Origin of the sequence: Natroniella sp. ANB-PHB2 (assembly GCF_046097105.1) — a bacterium.
GTDB lineage: Bacteria > Bacillota > Halanaerobiia > Halobacteroidales > Halobacteroidaceae > Natroniella.
In genome coordinates this window covers 1853742-1874450 of record NZ_CP175562.1, presented here as the reverse complement: position 1 = coordinate 1874450, position 20709 = coordinate 1853742, and the positions used below count along the sequence as shown (strand labels likewise).

18 protein-coding genes, 3 tRNA genes and 1 other annotated feature are annotated in these 20709 nt (G+C 33.9%); of the genes, 19 read left to right on the top strand and 2 right to left on the bottom strand.

Going from position 1 to position 20709, the window contains the following annotated elements; all coding sequences use genetic code 11:
• Positions 1–6: 6 nt before the first annotated feature.
• The 17 genes from ACKF5P_RS09425 (at position 7) to ACKF5P_RS09345 (ending at position 17162) form a co-directional block, all read left to right on the top strand.
• Positions 7–546, top strand: coding sequence for a Fe-S-containing hydro-lyase (locus ACKF5P_RS09425; RefSeq protein WP_408954950.1), 540 nt, complete (start codon positions 7–9; stop codon positions 544–546).
• A gap of 2 nt (positions 547–548) precedes the next feature.
• Complete coding sequence (locus ACKF5P_RS09420; protein ID WP_408954949.1) at positions 549–1445, top strand: alanine-tRNA synthetase second additional domain-containing protein; 897 nt, start codon at positions 549–551, stop codon at positions 1443–1445.
• A 105-nt stretch (positions 1446–1550) separates the two neighbouring features.
• Positions 1551–2489, top strand: coding sequence for a glutaminase A (gene glsA / locus ACKF5P_RS09415; protein WP_408954948.1), 939 nt, complete (start codon positions 1551–1553; stop codon positions 2487–2489).
• 397 nt (positions 2490–2886) lie between these two features.
• On the top strand, positions 2887–3633 hold the full coding sequence (gene rph / locus ACKF5P_RS09410) for a ribonuclease PH (RefSeq protein ID WP_408954947.1): 747 nt from the start codon (positions 2887–2889) through the stop codon (positions 3631–3633).
• A gap of 2 nt (positions 3634–3635) precedes the next feature.
• Positions 3636–4223, top strand: coding sequence for an XTP/dITP diphosphatase (locus tag ACKF5P_RS09405; RefSeq protein ID WP_408954946.1), 588 nt, complete (start codon positions 3636–3638; stop codon positions 4221–4223).
• 11 nt (positions 4224–4234) lie between these two features.
• The gene (locus ACKF5P_RS09400) at positions 4235–4732 is read left to right on the top strand and encodes a metallophosphoesterase family protein (RefSeq protein ID WP_408954945.1); all 498 of its coding nucleotides are present in this window, start codon (positions 4235–4237) and stop codon (positions 4730–4732) included.
• A gap of 121 nt (positions 4733–4853) precedes the next feature.
• Positions 4854–4930, top strand: a tRNA-Arg gene (locus tag ACKF5P_RS09395).
• A 106-nt stretch (positions 4931–5036) separates the two neighbouring features.
• A tRNA-His gene (locus ACKF5P_RS09390) sits at positions 5037–5113 on the top strand.
• 32 nt (positions 5114–5145) lie between these two features.
• Positions 5146–5222, top strand: a tRNA-Arg gene (locus ACKF5P_RS09385).
• A gap of 314 nt (positions 5223–5536) precedes the next feature.
• Entirely contained in the window at positions 5537–6814 is a 1278-nt protein-coding gene (tig, locus tag ACKF5P_RS09380) for a trigger factor (RefSeq protein ID WP_408954944.1), read from the top strand.
• A 61-nt stretch (positions 6815–6875) separates the two neighbouring features.
• The gene (clpP, locus tag ACKF5P_RS09375; RefSeq protein WP_408954943.1) at positions 6876–7472 is read left to right on the top strand and encodes an ATP-dependent Clp endopeptidase proteolytic subunit ClpP; all 597 of its coding nucleotides are present in this window, start codon (positions 6876–6878) and stop codon (positions 7470–7472) included.
• Between the two features lie 20 nt (positions 7473–7492).
• Positions 7493–8746 (top strand): ATP-dependent Clp protease ATP-binding subunit ClpX, encoded by a 1254-nt coding sequence (gene clpX / locus ACKF5P_RS09370; RefSeq protein ID WP_408954942.1) that lies wholly within the window; start codon positions 7493–7495, stop codon positions 8744–8746.
• A 94-nt stretch (positions 8747–8840) separates the two neighbouring features.
• Positions 8841–10529 (top strand): ATP-dependent protease LonB, encoded by a 1689-nt coding sequence (lonB, locus tag ACKF5P_RS09365; protein ID WP_408954941.1) that lies wholly within the window; start codon positions 8841–8843, stop codon positions 10527–10529.
• Positions 10530–10653: 124 nt separating this feature from the next.
• A complete protein-coding gene (lon, locus tag ACKF5P_RS09360; RefSeq protein WP_408954940.1) occupies positions 10654–13005 on the top strand; it encodes an endopeptidase La in 2352 nt (783 codons plus the stop codon).
• Positions 12995–13579: a ribosome biogenesis GTP-binding protein YihA/YsxC gene (gene yihA, locus ACKF5P_RS09355; RefSeq protein ID WP_408954939.1), complete on the top strand. Its 585-nt coding sequence runs from the start codon at positions 12995–12997 to the stop codon at positions 13577–13579. Before lon ends, yihA begins: the two co-directional genes overlap by 11 nt.
• Before the next feature lie 167 nt (positions 13580–13746).
• Positions 13747–14112 carry a methylglyoxal synthase gene (gene mgsA, locus ACKF5P_RS09350; RefSeq protein ID WP_408954938.1) on the top strand — a complete coding sequence of 122 codons (366 nt, stop codon included), beginning with the start codon at positions 13747–13749 and terminating at the stop codon, positions 14110–14112.
• Between the two features lie 66 nt (positions 14113–14178).
• Positions 14179–14437, top strand: a binding site (T-box leader).
• 64 nt (positions 14438–14501) lie between these two features.
• A complete protein-coding gene (locus tag ACKF5P_RS09345; protein ID WP_408954937.1) occupies positions 14502–17162 on the top strand; it encodes a valine--tRNA ligase in 2661 nt (886 codons plus the stop codon).
• A 57-nt stretch (positions 17163–17219) separates the two neighbouring features.
• On the opposite strand, the gene ACKF5P_RS09340 is transcribed toward ACKF5P_RS09345, so the two are convergent.
• Both ACKF5P_RS09340 and ACKF5P_RS09335 read right to left on the bottom strand, forming a co-directional pair.
• Complete coding sequence (locus ACKF5P_RS09340; protein ID WP_408954936.1) at positions 17220–17801, bottom strand: flavodoxin family protein; 582 nt, start codon at positions 17799–17801, stop codon at positions 17220–17222.
• Between the two features lie 97 nt (positions 17802–17898).
• A complete protein-coding gene (locus tag ACKF5P_RS09335) occupies positions 17899–18480 on the bottom strand; it encodes a hypothetical protein (RefSeq protein ID WP_408954935.1) in 582 nt (193 codons plus the stop codon).
• A gap of 241 nt (positions 18481–18721) precedes the next feature.
• Between ACKF5P_RS09335 and ACKF5P_RS09330 the strand changes: the two genes are divergently transcribed.
• Positions 18722–20002 (top strand): bifunctional folylpolyglutamate synthase/dihydrofolate synthase, encoded by a 1281-nt coding sequence (locus tag ACKF5P_RS09330; protein ID WP_408954934.1) that lies wholly within the window; start codon positions 18722–18724, stop codon positions 20000–20002.
• A 134-nt stretch (positions 20003–20136) separates the two neighbouring features.
• Positions 20137–20664, top strand: coding sequence for an SPOR domain-containing protein (locus ACKF5P_RS09325; RefSeq protein WP_408954933.1), 528 nt, complete (start codon positions 20137–20139; stop codon positions 20662–20664).
• Positions 20665–20709 lie beyond the last annotated feature (45 nt).

The window sequence follows — 20709 nt, the reverse complement described above, 5'->3', positions numbered from 1 at the left end:
ATAATAATGGAAAAGATTAAATTGGAGATGCCAGTAACTGAAGATGAGATTAGAGAATTAAATGTTGGTGATAAGATAGCTTTATCTGGAGTACTTTATACAGCTCGAGATGCAGCTCATGCTAGATTAGTAGATGCTTTAGAAGCAGGAGAAGAATTGCCGATGGAGTTAGAGGGCCAAGGGATCTATTATGTTGGCCCGTGTCCTGCTAAACCAGGTCAAGTAATAGGTTCAGCAGGGCCAACGACCAGTTATCGGATGGATCCTTTCGCTCCTTACCTGCTCAAAGAAGGTTTGCGAGTTATGATTGGTAAAGGTGAGAGGAGTACAGAAGTGATTGAGACGATGAAAGAAGAAGGTGCTGTTTATTTAGGAGCAATTGGTGGAGCAGCAGCTTTGATTGCTAAATGTATTAAGCAGGCTGAAGTAATCGCTTATGATGATCTGGGTACAGAAGCAGTGAGGAGGTTAGAGGTAGAGGAGTTACCTTTAATCTGTGTGATAGATAGTGCTGGTAATAACCTTTATCATAGGGCAGGTGAATAATTATGATCACAAGTTTTGCTCAGTCAATCTATTTTGCTCCGCGTGGTAAGAAAAGATTAATGAGGTTAGGTAATCAGATTTCACAAAGGTATATGGATTTTGATGATAGATTAATTGGTTTGATTGGTGAAGGAGGGGCAGGGAAGTCTTTACTAATTAGGGGGATGTTTCCTGGGTTATGTCTGACTAATGATGATCGAGGGATTAATATTCGTCCTCTACCATTGCTCGATGATGTAGAAAAAGGTGATTATTCTAGTCATACATATCATCTTGATGCTCGCTTTGAAACTGCATTTGCTCAGCCTTGGCAGTTAGCTGAAGCAATTAAAGAAGCACTCAAAAATGAAAAGACAGTTGTGATTGAACATTTTGATTTATTAGAGAAGCATTTAGATTTAAGGGCAGATATGCTGATTGGAATCGGAGAGGAAGTTTTGGTTACTAGACCGGGCTTATTTGGCCCGTATCCAAAAGAGATAGCTGATATTGTCTTTGAATCTATTCGTTATAGATGGATGGCTCATACTGCTGAGATTTTGACAGTAGGAGTCTTAAAGAAAAAATTGGGGCGGAGAATTGATCCCTATTATAGTGATATAAAAAGTGGTTTTGTATTACAATTTAATAAGAAAATAGAGTTTGATATTACTAAATTAGAACAGGAAGTCAAAAATTATATTGCACAAGATTTGCCGGTTAAATATCATGATGATGAACATATTAAAATAGGGGAGGAAGTTCATTTATGTAGTGGGCCAAGGATTAATGTTAATCGGACTGGTCAAATTAAAGGGTTTAAATTAAAAGATTTACAGTATGATTCGAAATCAGGGCTGTATTTATTAGCAGGATTAGTCGGAGAAGAAAAGAGTCAATTTAAATTAAGTCAAATATAGTAAGCAGATTCTCCTTTGATAAGTATTTATTAGATCAAAGGAGTTTTCTTATTTAATTCAATATTTTAACCTTAAAAACCTACTATCTATTAGGGAGTGAAGAAAGTGGAGGATGCTAGAGATAAGAAAGAGTTAAATCAAATATTAAAAGATACTTTAAAGAATAATCAAGATCATTATAAAAAAGGTGAGCTTGCTAATTATATACCTGCCTTAACTAAAGTAGATCCTAAAGCAGTAGGAATAAGTATGGTAGATACTAAAGGGAAATTTTATGCAACAGGAGAGTATAAAAAAAGATTTACTATTCAAAGTGTTTCTAAGCCACTTACTCTAATGTTAGCAATTATGGACAATGGAATAGATTCGGTTTTTGATAAGGTAGGAGTGGAACCGACGGGAGATCCCTTTAATTCAATCATTAAATTAACCGGTTTCGCTAAGCCCTATAATCCAATGATCAATGCTGGAGCTATTGCTGTTACATCAATGATCAAAGGTAACGATAAAGAAGATAAATTTAGTAGGATAATTGGTTTTTTTAGGAAATTAGCTAAAAATGATGGATTAGAATTGAATCAAGAGGTTTATTTCTCTGAAAAAGAGACTGGAGATAGAAATAGATCCTTAGCCTATTACATGAGGGATCAAGAGATTATCACAGGAAATATAGAGGAAATAGTAGATTTATATTTTAAACAATGTTCAATTGAGGTTAACTGTACAGATATAGCCAATATGGCAGCTGTTTTAGCAAATCAAGGGGTAGACCCAGTAACTAAAGAGAGAATTATTCCTAGAAAAATTGCAAGAATAGTTAGGACGTTAATGACTACATGTGGGATGTATGATAAATCAGGTAACTTTGCAATTGAGGTAGGGTTAGCTGCTAAGAGTGGAGTTGGAGGAGGAATCATGGCTGAAGTGCCAGAGAGGTTTGGAATAGGTGTTTATGGGCCAGCACTAGATGATAAAGGGAATAGTATAGTAGGGATGAAGGTTTTAAAAGAACTATCTCAGAAGTTAAACTTAAGTATTTTTTAAATAGGCTCTATATATAATTGTTAATTATAGAAGTCTTTGATATAATAACCATCGAGTGATATAGTAATTTAATCTTAAAGTCAAATTCAAAACAATATTTAAGTTTTTGATTTTAAAAGGTTAAGTAATTTTAGGTTTTGGCTTTAAAGATTTTGAACTGGTGATCCTACGATTCTAAAAAACTCTTCGTAACAAGAAACGTTTACTTATAGCTGATAGATCAGTGGCACTGTATATCAATAAGTCATAAAAATGTACAACATAAGAACTTTTGATTAAATATTATTATTATGAATATATTAAAATAGAAGAGGAAACTTATCTGTATAGCAGGTTAGGAATTAGTTTTAATCAGACTCGTCAATAAATGAAGTCAAATCTAATAGGGGGAATTAATATGACAAGAGTTGATGGAAGAGAAGGCAACGATCATTTAAGAGAGATTAAAATAACTAGAGACTTTACTAAATATGCAGAAGGTTCAGTATTAATTGAGACAGGCGATACTAAAGTAATCTGTAATGCTTCAGTAGAAAGTAGAGTTCCTTATTTTTTGCGTGGTCAAGATCAAGGTTGGTTGACAGCAGAGTATTCAATGTTACCTAGAGCAACTCAAGATAGAAATATTAGAGAAGCAGCTAAAAGAAAGTTAAGTGGTAGGACTCAAGAAATTCAACGCTTAATTGGTAGATCATTACGCTCAGCGGTGGATTTAGAAGTTTTAGGAGAACGAACTATTTGGATTGATTGTGATGTTATTCAAGCTGATGGTGGAACAAGAACAGCAGCCATTACAGGGGCATTTGTGGCTGTAATTGATGCGTTTAATCATCTGTTAGCAGAAGGGGCAATTGAGAAGATGCCAGTTAATGATTTTGTTGCTGCCGTCAGTGTAGGAATTGTAGATGGAGAGTTATTATTAGATTTATGCTTTGGAGAAGATTCTAATGCTAAAGTTGATCTGAATTTAGTGATGACTGGAGAAGGTGAAGTGATAGAAATTCAGGGGACAGGAGAGGAGAGTCCTTTTTCTCGAGAAAATTTAGTAAAATTAGTTGAATTAGCTGAGCAAGGAATTAAAGAATTAGTCAAACATCAAAAGGATGCTTTAGGAGAGAATGCTAATTTTATTAAGGAGGAGTGAGTATGAAGCTTTTTTTAGCTACTGGAAATAAAAATAAGGTTAAAGAAATGAAAGAAATTCTAGCTGATACAGAGATTGAAATTCTATCTCAGGTTGATATTGGAGATCTACCAGAGGTAATAGAAGATGCTAATACTTTTACTGGGAATGCCTTAAAAAAAGCAAGAGAGTTGGGTCAATATACGAAACTTCCTGTAATAGCTGATGACTCCGGTTTAGTAGTAGAAGCTTTAGATGGGCAGCCTGGAGTCTATTCAGCCCGTTTTGCTGGAGAAGATGCAACAGCTGAAGAAAATAATCAAAAACTGTTAGATTCTTTAAAAGAAGTTTCGTCAGAAAAGAGAACAGCTTACTTTATTTGTGCTATGGCATTTGTAACTTCTGAGGGAGAAGAAAAAGTAGTACAAGGAAAGTGTGAAGGACGAATTGCTATGGAGCCTAAGGGGGAAATGGGGTTTGGTTATGATCCTTTATTTATTGTAGATGGTTATGATCAAACATTTGCTCAATTGGGAGCTGATGTTAAAAACCGGATTAGTCATCGGGCTTATGCTTTAAAAAAGATGAAAAAACTTTTAGTAGATTGGTAGGTGGATAGATAATGAAGATTGCTATCTTTAGTGATAGCCATGGAAAAGGTTGGAGGATCAATCAAGCATTAAATCAGTTGTCATCAATTGATTACTTAGTATTTGCAGGTGATAAATTTTCTGACTTAGAGGATATTAAGGCAGATAATCTTGAAGTGGTGGCGGTAAGGGGCAACCATACGTTTAACCCTGAGTTGCCAAGAGAGAGGACAGTGGAAATAGAAGATAAGAGGCTTTTTGTAACCCATGGTGATAACTATAATATTAACCACGGGTTAGATTCAATTTATTACCAAGCTCAAGAGATAGCAGCGGATATAGTTGTTTTTGGTCATACACACACACGATTTATTAAAGAAGAGAATGGGATTTTATTCTTTAATCCAGGAAGTATATCCTTACCAAGAGATGGAGCGGCTCCTGCTTATGGAATAATTGAGATTAATGCTGGAGAAATAATAGCTAACCATTATGATTTTATAGAACAAGAAGTAAGAGTGAGAAAATAAGAGTAAACAGGAGTAAATAAGCTAAAAATAAATTTAATCATTTCTGTTAACCAATTTGTAGCTTTGACCTTGGTCGCTTTTTTAGTTATACTGTTAAATGTTCTAGATAAAAGAGTAATCAGTGCCTGTAGCTCAGCTGGACAGAGCAACGGCCTTCTAAGCCGTGGGCCGGGGGTTCGAATCCTCCCAGGCACGCCATTAGATTGCTGAGTAATTAATGTTGAATGATTAATAGTAAGAAATCAATTACTTCTGGTTTTAACTATTAAATATTAGTTATTAAATGTTAAATGTTCTATATGTGGTGGGTGTAGCTCAGTTGGTTAGAGCGCAGGATTGTGGCTCCTGAGGCCGTGGGTTCAAATCCCATCATCCACCCCAAAAAATAGATGATAATTGATAGTTGAAATTATGCGCCTGTAGCTCAATTGGATAGAGTGACAGACTTCGAATCTGGAGGTTGGGGGTTCGATTCCTCCCGGGCGCGCCATTAAACTACTGAATATTTAATAATAAAAAGTAATAGATCATAAAGCAACAAGGAAAATTGAATATTAATACAGAAATTAATCCTAGTCATTATATAACCTCGGAACGACTTTGAAATAGTCGTGCCCCGAGGTATTGTTTTTATTTAGAAATTTGTATTAATAAATGTTTCTTAGTTGTTAAATATACCTAATGTGATATAATAAAGTAATATGGAGGAGATAATATATAACAGTCCTTTATAGAAAATAGAAAAGAAATAAAATGAAATAAAAATTATATACATACGTATAATATTATAAGGAGGAAAGATAAATGAAGGTAACTAAAGAAAAAATTGAGGAAAATAAAGTTGAATTGAATGTAGAAGTTGATGAAAGTAAGGTAGATGAAGCGCTGAATAAAGCTTATCAAAAAATAGTTAAGGAAGTAAAAATTGATGGGTTTAGACAAGGTAAAGTACCGAGAAGTATTTTAGAAAAAAGGTTTGGCAAGGAAGTTTTACATAAGGATGCTTTAGATATTTTAATCCCACAGAACTATCATCAAGCTATTACAGAAGCAGAAATTGAGCCGATTGATCAACCAGAAATTACTGATGTATTTATTGAAGAAGGAAAGCCTGCTACTTTTACTGCTGAAGTAGAAGTCAAGCCAGAAGTTGAGCTAGGGGATTACACAGGGCTTGAAGTTGAAAAAGAAGAGGTTGAAATAACTGATGAGCAGTTAGAGAATGAATTAAAAACTAAGCGGCATCAGCATTCACAGTTAGTAGTTACTGATAAGGAAGAAGTTGAAGATGGAGATCATGTTTTAATTGATTTTGAAGGTTCTTTAGATGGAGAAGCATTTGAAGGTGGTAGTGCAGAAGATTATAATTTAGAAATTGGTTCTGGACAATTTATTCCAGGTTTTGAAGAGCAATTAATTGGTGCTAAAGTTGGAGAAGAAACAACGGTTGAAGTTACATTTCCTGAAGAGTATCAAGCTGATGAATTAGCTGGACAGGATGTAATTTTTAAAGTTACAGTTAAAGAAATTAAGGAGAAAGAAGTTCCTGAGTTGGATGATGAATTTGCTAAGGATTTAGAATTTGACTCTTTAGCTGATTTAAAAGAGAATGTTAGCCAACAGTTGACTGATGAAGCTGAGGAAAAAGCAAAAAGAGAGTATGAAAACAAATTGATTGAAGAGATAGCTGATAGTTCTAAAGTTAATATTCCTGAGACAATGATTGAACAAGAGATTGAAGATATGCTGAATCAATTTAAAATGCAAATTCAGCAACAAGGAATTGAATTTGAACAGTACTTAGAGATGTCTGGATTGAATGAAGAAGAAATGAAAGAAGAATATAGAGAACAAGCTGAGAAAAGACTTAAAGCTAACTTGACACTAGAAACAATTGCAGATAAAGAGGGAATAGAAGTTAGTGATGAGGAAATAGATGCTCAAGTAGCTGAAATTGCTGAACGACAAGGCCAAGAAGAAGAAATGGTTAAATCATTCTTACAGATGCAAGGCCAATTAGATGCCCTAGTAAATAGCTTAAAAATGCAAAAAACAGTTGATTTTTTGATTGAAAATAATTAAATTGAGATTATAAGTTTAAAATTACTAAAAATGGGTATATATAAAAAGGGAGGTTGAAAATATGAATTTAGTTCCTATGGTGGTAGAACAGACTAATCGTGGAGAGCGCTCTTATGATATTTATTCTCGATTATTAAAAGATAGGATCGTTTTTATTGGGAGACCAATTGATGATCAAGTAGCTAATTCTGTAATTGCCCAGTTATTATTCCTAGAAGCTGAGAATCCTGATAAGGATATATATATATATATCAATAGTCCTGGTGGATCAGTTACTTCTGCCTTAGCAATGTATGATACAATTCAATATATTAAGCCGGATGTATCGACAATTTGTATGGGGTTAAGTGCTAGTGCTGCTGCTTTATTATTAGCAAGTGGAACAGATGGTAAACGCTATGCACTACCTTATTCAAGAATTATGATTCATCAGCCAATGGGTGGCGCTAAAGGTCAAGCGACAGATATTGAAATTCAAGCACAAGAAATCTTACTATTAAAGAAAAATATCAATGAAATCTTATCTAAGCATACTAAGCAACCAGTTGAAAAGATTAAAGAAGATGTAGAACGTGACTACTTTATGTCAGCTCAAGAGGCTAAAGAATATGGTATTATTGACGAGGTTATCTCTAGACAAAGTGAGTTGGAAGTATAGACTACTAAAGAGGTGATAAAATGTTCAAGTTTGGTGATGAGAAAGGGCAATTGAAGTGTTCTTTCTGTGGTAAGATTCAAGACCAAGTACAGAAACTTGTAGCTGGCCCTGGAGTTTATATCTGTGATGAGTGTATTGAATTATGCAATGAAATAATTGAAGAAGAATTAAATGAAGAGGTTGAATTGAATTTAGATAGTGTACCTAAGCCTAAAGAGATAAAATCGATTTTAGATGAGTATGTAATTGGGCAAGAACGTGCTAAAAAAGCGCTATCTGTAGCAGTTTATAATCATTATAAGCGTGTTAATTCTGGAATGAAAGTTGATGATATTGAATTAGAAAAAAGTAATATCTGTATGGTTGGGCCAACAGGTTGTGGAAAGACTTTATTAGCTCGAACATTGGCCCGGATATTGGATGTACCATTTGCAATTGCAGATGCTACTTCCTTAACTGAAGCAGGTTATGTGGGAGAAGATGTAGAGAATATCTTATTAAAATTAATCCAATCTGCTGATTATGATATTGAAAAAGCAGAAAAAGGAATCATTTATATTGATGAAATAGATAAGGTAGCTCGTAAATCTGAGAACCCTTCTATTACTCGTGATGTATCGGGCGAAGGGGTTCAACAGTCTTTATTAAAGATATTGGAAGGAACAGAAGCAAGTGTTCCTCCTCAAGGTGGAAGAAAGCATCCTCATCAAGAGTTTATTCAAATTGACACTTCCAATATTCTCTTTATTTGTGGTGGTGCCTTTGATGGATTAGATAAAGTAATTAAATCTAGAATAGATGAAAAGGTACTTGGATTTGGTGCAGATATTAAGAGTAAAGAGGAAGAAGAGATTGGTGAAGTATTGAAACATGTTATGTCCCAAGATCTATTAAAATATGGTTTGATTCCTGAATTTGCAGGAAGAATTCCAGTGATTGTTACATTAAATAAGTTAAAAGAAGAAGAGTTAATTGAGATTCTAACTGAGCCACGTAATGCATTAGTAAAGCAATATACTAAGTTTTTTGAGTTAGATAATGTTGAGTTAGAGTTTACTGAAGAAGCTTTAAGTGCTATTGCTGAGCGGACTATAGATCAAGAAACTGGAGCTAGAGGGTTACGTTCAGTAGTTGAGGAATCAATCTTAGATATTATGTATGATATTCCTTCTCAAGATGATATTGCTAAATGTATCATCAATGAAGATGTGATTAATAAGGATGCTACTCCGCAATTAATCAAAATAGATGACCCTAAAGAAGAAACTGCTTAAATTTAAGCAGTTTCTTCTTTATTATAAGGATAAAAACTTCCCTGAAAGCTAATACTAAATATTGATTAATTAAACTTTTTAAGGGGGAGTTATTATGAATTTTGCTTTAAATGCTTTTAGTTTAATTCAATTTTTCTTTGCTATTGTAATTGGCATGTATTTTTGGAATATGTTACAAAAACAGCGTAGTAGTAAAAAAGCTATTAATAGAGAATCAAAAAAGGAAATGGAAAAACTACATAAGATGAGAAGTAGATCATTGACTGAGCCTTTATCAGAGAAAATAAGACCTAGTGATTTTTCTGAAATAGTGGGGCAAAAGGAAGGTTTAAAATCTTTACGAGCTGCTTTATGCGGGCCAAACCCTCAACATGTGATTATTTATGGGCCGCCAGGAGTTGGTAAGACTGCCGCTGCTAGGTTGGTACTGGAAGAAGCAAAGAAAAATTCTGATTCTCCTTTTGATTCTGAATCTAATTTTGTGGAATTGGATGCAACGACAGCTCGATTTGATGAGCGAGGTATTGCCGATCCCTTGATTGGAACGGTTCATGATCCGATTTATCAAGGAGCAGGTGCAATGGGAACAGCTGGAATTCCTCAACCTAAACCAGGGGCGGTGACTAAAGCTCATGGTGGGATGTTATTTATAGATGAAATTGGGGAGTTACACCATATTCAAATAAATAAATTATTGAAAGTTTTAGAGGATAGGAAGGTCTTTTTAGAAAGTTCTTATTATCATGAGGAAGATGATAATATTCCTCGTCATATTCATGAAATCTTTCAAAGTGGATTACCAGCAGATTTTAGGTTAGTAGCTGCTACAACCAGAAGACCTGAAACTATACCACCTGCTATTCGTTCACGTTGTTTGGAGATATTTTTTAGTCTATTAACTCCTGTTAATATCGAAAAGATTGCTCGAACAGCAATAGAAAAAATAGATTTTAATGTAGATCAAAAGGTAATTGAGATTATTAAAAAGTATGCTGTTAATGGACGACAAGCGGTCAATATGATTCAGACAGCAGGAGGAATTGCTTTAACTTATGATCGAGAAGAAATTATTGTGGAGGATATAGAGCGAGTAGTTATGAATGGACAATATAGACCCCGGCCGACCGACGAAATTCCTGATGGACCACAAATCGGTGTTGTTAATGGTCTAGCAGTAATGGGGGCTAATATTGGAACTGTTGATCAGTTGGAAGTAGCAGTAACTAAGGTAGGTGCTGGAGCTGGAAAATTGAATATTACAGGAGTAGCTGAAGAAGAAGAGCAGGGTAATCGTCATAAGAAAATTAGAAGAAAGAGTATGGTTAAAGGTTCTGCTGAGAATGTAATTACTGTATTGAAGAAAGTAGTGGATATTGATTTAAAGGATTATGATATTCATATTGACTTTACAAGTGATGCTGTTGTTGATGGGCCATCTGCTGGAGTTACAATGGCGGTAGCTTTATATTCAGCGTTGACAGGAAAAGCAATTGATAATAAAGTAGCTATGACCGGCAAGATTTCTATTAATGGTGTTATTAGACCAATAGGTGGGATTATCCCTAAGGTAAAAGCTGCTATTAGAGCTGGAGTAGGTAAGATTTTAATTCCTACGGATAATTGGCAAGAAATATTTAATGAAGATGAATTTTCTGAAGTTGAAATTATAAAGATTAAGAACTTAACAGAAGCTTTAGATCAAGCAATAGCAGAGCAAGAAGAGGTTGATGATGAGCTGGATTTTGAACTAGATCCAGAAAGCTACTCTGCTTCTTTAGTTTAAAGTTATTTGCTATGGATAAAATAGATTAACTGTTAGGAATGCAATATTTTTAGAGCTATGTGCAGGAGATTAAGCAAAGTAATAGAATAATAGTGTACAGTAGATTATTAATGGAGGTGTAGTTATGGCTGAAGAAAGCAAAAAAGAAGAGGTTAAAAATAAAAATAGTAGACCTTTATTACCATTGCGGGGAGTGGTAGTCTTCCCCAATATGATGCTTCCACTATTGGTAGGAAGAGATAAATCTATTAAAGCGTTAGAGGAAGCTATGGTTGAAGATAAAGAAATTATATTAGCTGCTCAGCATGATGAAACGATTGAAGAACCAGTTACGGGTGACATATATAGTTTAGGTACAATTTCTGAAATTAAGCAATTAATGAGATTGCCAGATGGAACGATCAAGATCTTAGTTGAGGGTTTAAGAAGAGCTAAAATTGAAGACTTTTTGCAGGAAGATCCTTATTTTAAAGTTGCTATTACCGAAGTAGAAAGTGATGAAGAAAAAAATACTGAAATAGAAGCTTTGATGAGAAGTGTAATTAATAAATTTGAGAAGTATGTTAAATTAAATAAACAGATTCCATCAGAAACGATGATGACTATTGCTAATTTAGAAGATCCAGGTCGTTTAGTAGATATAATTACTTCTCATATGTCATTGAAAGTAAGACAAGAGCAAGAAGTTTTAGAAGCAATCTCCTATCGGAAGCGATTAGAAAAGTTATATAATTTCTTGGAAAAAGAAGTAGAGATTTTAAAGGTTAAGAACAAGATCAACAATGAGGTCAAAAAACAGGTTGAGAAAAGGCAAAAAGAGTATTACTTGAAAGAGCAGATGAAGGTAATTAAAAAGGAATTAGGAGAAGATGGCGGTAATCAAGAAATTAAAGAGTATAAAGAGAGAATAGAGGAAGCAGATTTACCTGAAGAGGTTGAAGAGAAAGCATTAGAAGAAGTAGACAGATTGAAAAAGATGCCTTCTAGAGCAAATGAAGCTGTTGTAGTTAGAAATTATTTAGATTGTATTTTGGATTTGCCTTGGAATGATTATAGTGAAGATAGATTAATCATTGATCAAGTAGAAGAGAAACTTAATCAAGATCATTATGGACTTAGTGATGTCAAGGAAAGAATCTTAGAATATTTAGCTGTTAGAAAATTGAGCGATCAAATGAAGACTCCTATTTTGTGTCTGTTTGGCCCGCCAGGAGTAGGTAAGACTTCTTTAGGAAGGTCGATTGCAGATGCAATTGGAAGAGAGTTTGTGCGATTATCCTTAGGAGGGCTACGTGATGAAGCTGAGATTAGAGGGCATAGAAGAACTTATGTAGGTGCTCGGCCAGGAAGAATAATAAATGCTATGCGTGATACAGGTACTAAAAACCCAGTCTTTTTATTGGATGAAATTGATAAAATTAATAGAGATTTCAGAGGAGATCCTGCTTCTGCTTTATTAGAAGTATTAGATCCAGAGCAAAATAGTGAATTTAGTGATCATTATTTAGAGCTTTCTTTTGATTTATCTGATGTGATCTTTATTACAACAGCTAATGTAACAGATACTATCCCTCCACCACTATTAGATAGAATGGAAGTAATTAATATTTCAGGTTATACTGAAGAGGATAAAGTAAAGATAGTTCAACAACATTTACTACCAGAAATTCTTCAAGATCATGGCTTGACAGAAGAACAGATTAATATTTCTGAAAATGCTTTAAGAAAGCTTATTAGACGGTATACTCGAGAAGCTGGAGTAAGGACACTAGAAAGAAAGTTAGCTGCTATCTGTCGTAAAGTGGCTAAAGAAGTTGTAGATGGCAAAGATAAATTGAGTCGAGTAACTGTTAGAAATTTAAAGAAGTATTTAGGGATTCCTAAATATAAGTATGGAAGAATAGAAGATGAGCAGAGGGTAGGTGTAGTAACCGGTTTAGCTTGGACTCAAGCAGGAGGAGACATTTTAAATATAGAAATCTCAATAATCCCAGGTGAAGGAGAATTGATTTTAACAGGGAAGTTAGGAGATGTAATGAAAGAATCAGCTCAAATAGCAATGAGTTATGTTCGCACTAAAACTGAAGAATTTGATTTTATTGAGGGTTTTTATAAGAAGTATGATATTCACGTCCATATTCCAGAAGGTGCTATTCCTAAGGACGGGCCATCAGCAGGGATAACATTAGCCACAGCATTAGTATCTGCTTTAAGTAACAAGCCGGTCAGTGGAAGGGTAGCTATGAGTGGTGAAATAACTCTACGTGGAAGAGTCTTGCCTGTTGGAGGAATTAAGAGTAAGGTTTTAGCAGCTCATCGAGCAGGTAATGATAAGGTGATTTTGTGTAATGAGAATAAAAAAGATTTAGAAGAGGTTCCTGATAATATTAAGCGAGACTTAGAGTTTGTTTTTGTAGAAGATATGGATCAAGTTCTTGAAGAAGTTATTATAAAGGAGGATGAGAATGAAGGTTAATGATCCGGAATTTATACGTAGTGCAGCTAAATTTGAAGATTATCCTCGACATCATCTTCCTGAAATAGCTTTAGCTGGTCGTTCTAATGTAGGAAAGTCATCATTGATTAATAATATTGTTAATCGTCGTAAGATGGCTTTTACCAGTTCTAAACCAGGGAAAACACAGACAATTAATTTTTATAGAGTAGATAATTATTTTTATTTTGTTGATCTGCCAGGGTATGGTTTTGCTAGAGTACCTCAAGAGGTTAAAGATGAATGGGGGAGCATGATTGAGAGTTATTTATTTAATAGGAGAAATTTAGAGGCAGTATTATTAGTAATAGATGCAAGGCATAAACCAACTGATGATGATTTAATGATGTATAACTGGTTGTTAAAAATGAACATGCCTACTTTAGTAGTAGCCACTAAAGTAGATAAGCTTAAAAATAGCCAAAGAAATAAACAGAAAAAATTAATTAAAAAGAAATTGGATTTGATTGAATTTACTCCATTTACTTTCTTTTCAGCTGAAACTGGAGAAGGTAAAGGTCGTGTAATAGAATTTATTAGCCAGTTTTTAGATTAAAATTTAATAGGTTTTGAAAAGTTAGGTAATAATACAATATATGATATTACCTGACTTTTTAATTTTTTTGATTCCCTTTGCAGGAATATAATAAGTTATAAAGGAATTTTATGAGTTATCTTGAATATTAAATTCTAAGATTAAGTTAATTACAAAGGGGGATGAAGATGAAGAGGATAGCCTTAATAGCACATGATAAGAAGAAGTCAGATTTGATTGAATTTGCTCAGGAAAATAGAGAGTTATTGGAGAAATTTAGTTTAGTTGCTACTGGAACTACAGGAAGGTTATTAAATGAAAAAACTAATTTAGAAGTAACTAGGATGGCTTCTGGACCATTAGGAGGGGACCAACAGATTGGAGGACAAGTGGCTAGTAAAGAGGTGGAAGCTATCATTTTTTTAAGAGACCCTTTAACTGCTCAACCTCATGAACCAGATGTAAGTGCTTTGCTTAGGATTTGTGATGTACATAATATTCCGTTAGCTACTAACTTGGCTACTGCTAGTATAGTGATTAGTTGCTTGGAGTGAATTTAAGTATAGATGTTGACAAGTAGTTTAAATAGTTATATTATATATTTGCAATAGAATAAATTTTAAAAGGTGTTGAAGGAGAGGAGTAGGTTAATCACTTTCTTGTTAGAGAGGAGTGTTTTAAGCTGAGAGGCACTCTAAGAAAGATTAATTGAAGTCGCTCTGGAGCTGTTAAGCTGAAACTAGAGTAAGCTAGATCGGTATCTGCCGTTATCAGATATTAAGTGGAGTCTTATAATCAACTATTAAGGAATAGTTAGTAGTTGGTATTATGGTCAATTAAGGTGGTACCGCGGAGATTAGTTACTCTTTCGTCCTTAGTAATTAGGGTGAAGGGGTTTTTTTATTTTCTAAATAAATGATTGGAATAAGGGAGGAATAAAAATATGAGTGAAGAAAAAAATCTTTCAACAACATATGATCCAGCTCAGGTGGAAGATAAATGGTATAGTCATTGGAATGAAAATGGTTATTTTCAAGCAGAGGTTAATCAGGATAAAGAACCATTTACAATTATGATGCCACCACCAAATGTGACTGGCCAGTTACATATCGGACATGCTTTGGATCATACCTTTCAGGATATCTTAATTAGATGGAAGAGGATGCAAGGTTATGAAACTTTATGGTTACCAGGAACTGATCATGCTAGTATTGCAACTGAAGTTAAGGTTGTTAATAAAATGCATGAAGAAGAAGGTTTGAGCAAAGATGATATCACTAGAGAAGAGTTTTTAGAAAGAGCATGGGATTGGACAGAAGAGTATGGGGATACAATTACAAATCAATTACAAAAGTTAGGAGTTTCTTGTGATTGGAACCGTGAGCGATTTACTATGGATGAAGGCTGTAATCGAGCAGTTAAAGAGGCCTTTGTTCAACTTTATGAAGAAGGTTTAATCTATCGTGGGGATTATATTGTAAATTGGTGTCCTGATTGTTTAACGACATTATCTGATATTGAGGTTGAGCATGAAGATCAATCAGGTAAGCTGTATCATATTAAGTATCAAGTTAAGAATAGTGATCAATATATTGTTGTTGCGACTACAAGGCCTGAAACGTTATTAGGAGATACTGCTATAGCTGTTAACCCAGCTGATGAGCGTTATCAACATCTATTAGGGAAAAAGGTAATTGTACCAATTGTTAAGCGGGAGATTGAAGTAGTAGCAGATGAATATGTAGATTTTGAATTTGGTACTGGTTTAGTTAAAGTTACTCCTGCTCATGATCCTAATGATTTTGAGATTGGTGAACGCCATGATTTAGATGTTATTAAGGTAATTGATGATCAGGCTAGAATGACTACTGCCGCTGGAAAGTATGAAGGGTTGGATCGTTATCAATGTCGAAAAAACTTGATTTCAGATCTTAGAGAAATTAATTTGCTAGAAAAGGTTGAAGAGCATGAGCATTCTGTCGGTCAATGTTATCGTTGTGATACTACGGTTGAGCCGTTAGTTTCTAAACAGTGGTATGTAGCTATGGAAGAGTTAGCTAAGCCTGCAATTGAAGCAGTTAGAAATGGAGATGCAAAGTTTGTACCTGAACGTTTTGACAAAATATACTTTAATTGGATGGAGAATATCAGAGATTGGTGTATCTCTAGACAATTATGGTGGGGGCATAGAATACCAGCTTGGTATTGTCAGGATTGTGAGCAGGTCATTGTTAGCAGAGAAGAGGTTAAAACGTGTTCTGAATGTGATAGTAGTAATTTAAAGCAGGATGAAGATGTATTAGACACGTGGTTTAGTTCTGGATTATGGCCATTTTCTACTCTAGATTGGCCCGAAGATAATCCTAATTTGGATTATTTTTATCCGACTGATGTATTAGTAACTGGGCGAGATATTATCTTCTTTTGGGTAGCAAGAATGATCTTTATGGCATTGAAGTTTACAGATGAAACTCCTTTTGAAGATATTTATATTCATGGATTGGTTAGGGATGCTGAGGGGAGAAAGATGAGTAAGTCATTAGGTAATGGAGTTGATCCGCTAGAGGTAATTGAAGAGGTTGGATGTGATACATTAAGAATGACTTTAATTACTGGAAATACTCCTGGAAATGATATTAGATATCGTCCAGAAAAGGTAGAGGCCAGCCGGAATTTTGCTAATAAGTTATGGAATGCTTCTCGTTTTGTATTGATGAATTTAGATGATTTTGATTTGAGTGAGTTGAGTAATAATGAGTTAGATTATACTTTGGCAGATCAATGGATTTTAAGTAGGTTAAACAAGGAGATTAAGAGAGTAACTGAGTTGCTTGAAGAATATCAATTTGGCCAAGTCTCTCAAGAGTTATATGATTTTGTTTGGCGAGAATTCTGTGACTGGTATATTGAGTTAATTAAGCCACGCTTGTATCAAGAGGATGATAGTTTACAGCGCCAGACTGCTCAATATGTTGTTTGGTTTGTATTGGAGAATATTTTACGATTATTACATCCAATTATGCCTTTTATTACTGAGGAGATATGGCAACACTTACCTGTTGGAGGGGAAAGTATTATGTTAGCTCAATGGCCTGAAGTGGATAAATCAACTGTCAATGAACAGGTAGAGGGTAAGATGGAAGTTATTATGGAAGTTATTAGGAGTATCAGAAATATTAGAAATGAAATGCAGGTTAATCCAGGAAAAAAGATTACCGCTATCTTAACTTCTGATGTAACTGAAAAGTTAGAGATTATAAAATTGGGCCAATCTTATATTGCTGATTTAGCTAAAGTAAGCCAGTTAGAGATCAAAGAAGGTGTAGAGAAAAGGCCAGAACAAGCTTCAACAGCAATTACAGAGGAGATAGAGATTATCTTACCGCTAGCTGGTATGGTTGATTTAGATAAAGAAATAATTCGATTAGAAGAAGAGATTGAAGAGATGGAATTTGAGATTAAGCGAGCTGAAGGAAAGTTGAAAAATGATGGATTTGTTAATAATGCTCCTGAGCATTTAGTGGAAGAAGAAAGACAGAAGAAAGAAGAGTATACTGCTAAAAAGAAGCAGCTTGAAAAGAGATTAGAGGGTTTAAAAGCTTAATTAAAAAGCCAACGTATAAATTACGTTGGCTTTTTAGCTCTTTTTAGTTACCAATAGTTATAACTGTTCTGCTAACTTTATAGCCCAAGCATCAGCTTCTTGTAAAAGATTAGGTTGTTCAGTTACTGATTTATTATCGATATCAGGAACGAAGAAGTTATCATAATATTCAGTATCTACTCCTTTAAAGAATAGATCTAGAGTAGCTACTACATATTTAAAGCTATCTTCTGATAGTGGTTCGCCAGCAGTCGAAATAAAGGCACCAATCCTTTTCTTTTCAGTATCAATTAGCGGATCTTTGAGGATAAATTTATTGGCCCATAATGCTTGGCAACGATCGATTAGAGCTTTTAGCTGAGCAGTAACCGTATTAAAATAAATTGGAGAAGCAATTAAGATTAAATCAGCTTGATCAAGTTTAGAATAAATATTTAACATATCATCATCAATGACACAGCCTTGTTTCTTTTTACAGCTATAACAAGCAACACAAGGCTCTATTTTAAGGTCTTTAATTTTTAAATAATCTAAGTTAAGTTCTGGCTTTGCTTTTTTGAGGCTACTAATTACTCTTTTTAAAACTTTAGCAGTATTTCCGTTATTATGTGGACTTCCTAAGATAGCCAATCCTTTCATTTAATGATTCCTCCTAATCTTTAGTTTCTATTTCTATAATAATTGATGATGGTCATTTAAATCCCTGCTTTTTTATTTTTCTTTTTAGTAGGTAGATTTAATTGATAGTTAAATATAAATTGATTGGTAGTTTTTTGATTGTAGGCATTAATTTTAGTGTTAATGAAGAGTTAATTATTGGCTCCTTATTTGTATTGCCCTGTTTAATCTCATACGTGACGATTAACTGATCATTTTTTGAATATGATAGATCTAATTGATTCGTTTTATTACTCTTACTGAGGTTATATATTTCTGTAACCCTTAAATTGAAATTATTGAAGGTATTAAATTTAAACCAAGTTAGTGAAAGATATATGTATTGTTGATAGTATAAATTCAAATGACAAGTTATATTATCTGAAATTGCAAGCTTACCTCCTAGTAAATATAATTTATTTTTGATTTGAAAGGGTTCAAGGTTTAAGCTTCCTTGTAGTTGTAAATTTTCTGAAATGTTTTTTAACGCAGTAATTTCTAGATTTAATTGCTTACTAACTGATTTTTGATACTCTTTTAAAAATGACAACAAGAATGAATGCTGTTTACTTAGGGTAGAATTTATCTTGAGCGAGCTATTAATTAGTTTAATTTTTTCTTTATCTAAGGTCATACCTAATAATAGACTATAATTATTCATTAGAGTTCCCTCCTGAAAGCTTAAAGGTAATCTATTTTAAAGAGTACTGAATAGTATCTCTAGTATAGGTTTATTCTTCTTTTACACCTTATGTGTCTTTTTAAATTAGTATTAAGTTAAAATATAGTATAAAATAACTAATTAAAGGTAGCTTTTTTTATGGTATAATAAAAGGAGTAGCTGCTTAGATCAAAATTATATTAATTTCAGATCACTTTATAAAAGATGAGGGGTGGTAACTATGGCTGAAATGAATTATTTAGATAGTTTAGACAAATATGATATTAAACCTGGTTTAGAAAGAATAGAACTACTATTGGAATATTTAGGTAATCCTCAAGATGAATTAAATATAATACATATAGCAGGAACAAATGGTAAAGGGTCAACATCTGCAATATTGACTTCAATTTATAAAGAAGCTGGCTATAAGGTAGGAACCTATAATTCACCTGAAATTATTGAATTTAATGAACGGATAAGGATTAATGGAATTAATATTAGTGATCGAGACTTAAAAGAAGTAACTCAAAAGGTTAAACCTCTGGTAAGCAAAGTAGCTCAAAAGCTAGAAAAACCTAGCTTTTTTGAAGTGGTTACTGCCTTGGCAATAGATTATTTTGCTCAGCAGGAACTTGATTTAACAATTTTAGAAGTAGGGTTAGGAGGAAGATTAGATGCTACTAATGTGATAAATAGCTTAATATCTGTTGTAACTAATGTCAGTTTAGATCATACTGAATTCTTAGGAGATACAATAAAAGAAATTGCCTTTGAAAAAGGAGGGATCATCAAAGAAGATCAGCAGGTAATTACTGCTACTGATGATCAAGAGGTGCTTGCCGTATTACAAAAAATTTGTGTTGAAAAAGATGCTGAACTGGTAAATGCTTTGCAGGAATATGATTGGCAACAAAAGGAAAGCTCATTGGCTTATCAGAAATTTGACTTACAAGGGCCAACAAGGGATTATTTAGATCTTAGGCTTCCTTTGTTAGGTGAACATCAAATGATTAATACAGCTACTGCTATGGCGGTTATAGAGGCTTTAACAGAGGACTACCCAGTGCCCATTGAAACTATTCAAGCTGGGGTTACACAAGTCAACTGGCCAGGAAGATTAGAAGTTGTTAATCTTGACCCAGTAATCATTCTTGATGGTGCTCATAATCAGGCAGGCGCTAATAGATTGAAGGCAGCAATTGAGGATTTAGAGTTTGAGAATTTAACTTTAGTTTTGAGTATTTTAGGCGATAAGAATTTTAGAGCTATAATTAAGCAGATAGCTCCTTTAGCTACTAAAGTAGTTTTGACTAAAAATAAGAATAAACGTGTAGCAGAGATCAATATAATGAAAGAGGAAGTTATTAAATACAATTTAAATGTGGAGGTGAAAGAAGACTTAATTAAAGTTTTGGATGATATTAAAAATCAAGCAACTGCTAAAGATATCATTTTAATTAGTGGTTCTTTATATACAGTAGCTGAAGCAAGGAAGATTATTGTTGAATATACAGAATAATCTTCTGGTGCTCTAAAAATTATTCTGTATAAACTAGAAGGTAGTATAATATAGATTAATTGAGTTGGCTAGAATTTATATGGAAGGAGGGAGGTCACCTACCACCTTGGTTAGAGTTGATGGGTGACAAGGTTATGAAGCGAAATAATCGTAAGATTAAATCGGGACTTTCCTTGGTAGTGATGTTAGGTTGTATGGCTGTAATTGCGAGTGTCTTTGGTTATTTTATTAGTAGTTGGTTTCTAGATTATGTTACTGCACCACAAGAAGAAATTCAGTCTACAACTGAAGAAAGGATCATGGTTGAAGAAGAAAAAAAGCCAGATAATCGTAAGTTGGAAGAAGAGTCAGAGGTAATAGTTGAAGGGGATAAAAATCATACAGAAGAAATGGATAAAGATCATACAGAAGAAATGGATGAGGAGAGTATGGAACAAACAATAGCTGATGAAGGTTTATATACTGTTCAGGTAGGAGCTTTTGGTGAGGAAGAGAATGCTCAAGGATTAGTAAAAGATCTAGAGAGTAAGGGTTTTACGGCTTATATTACAAGTGAAAATCCTTACCGAGTACAAGTAGGAGCTTTTAGAGAAAAAGAAGCTGCGGAACAATTAGGAGATGAACTTGAAAATTCTGGTTTTCCTGCTTTTATTAGTAATTAAAAAAAGGTCCACATTTTTAGTGGGCCTTTTTTAGTTTATGAAATT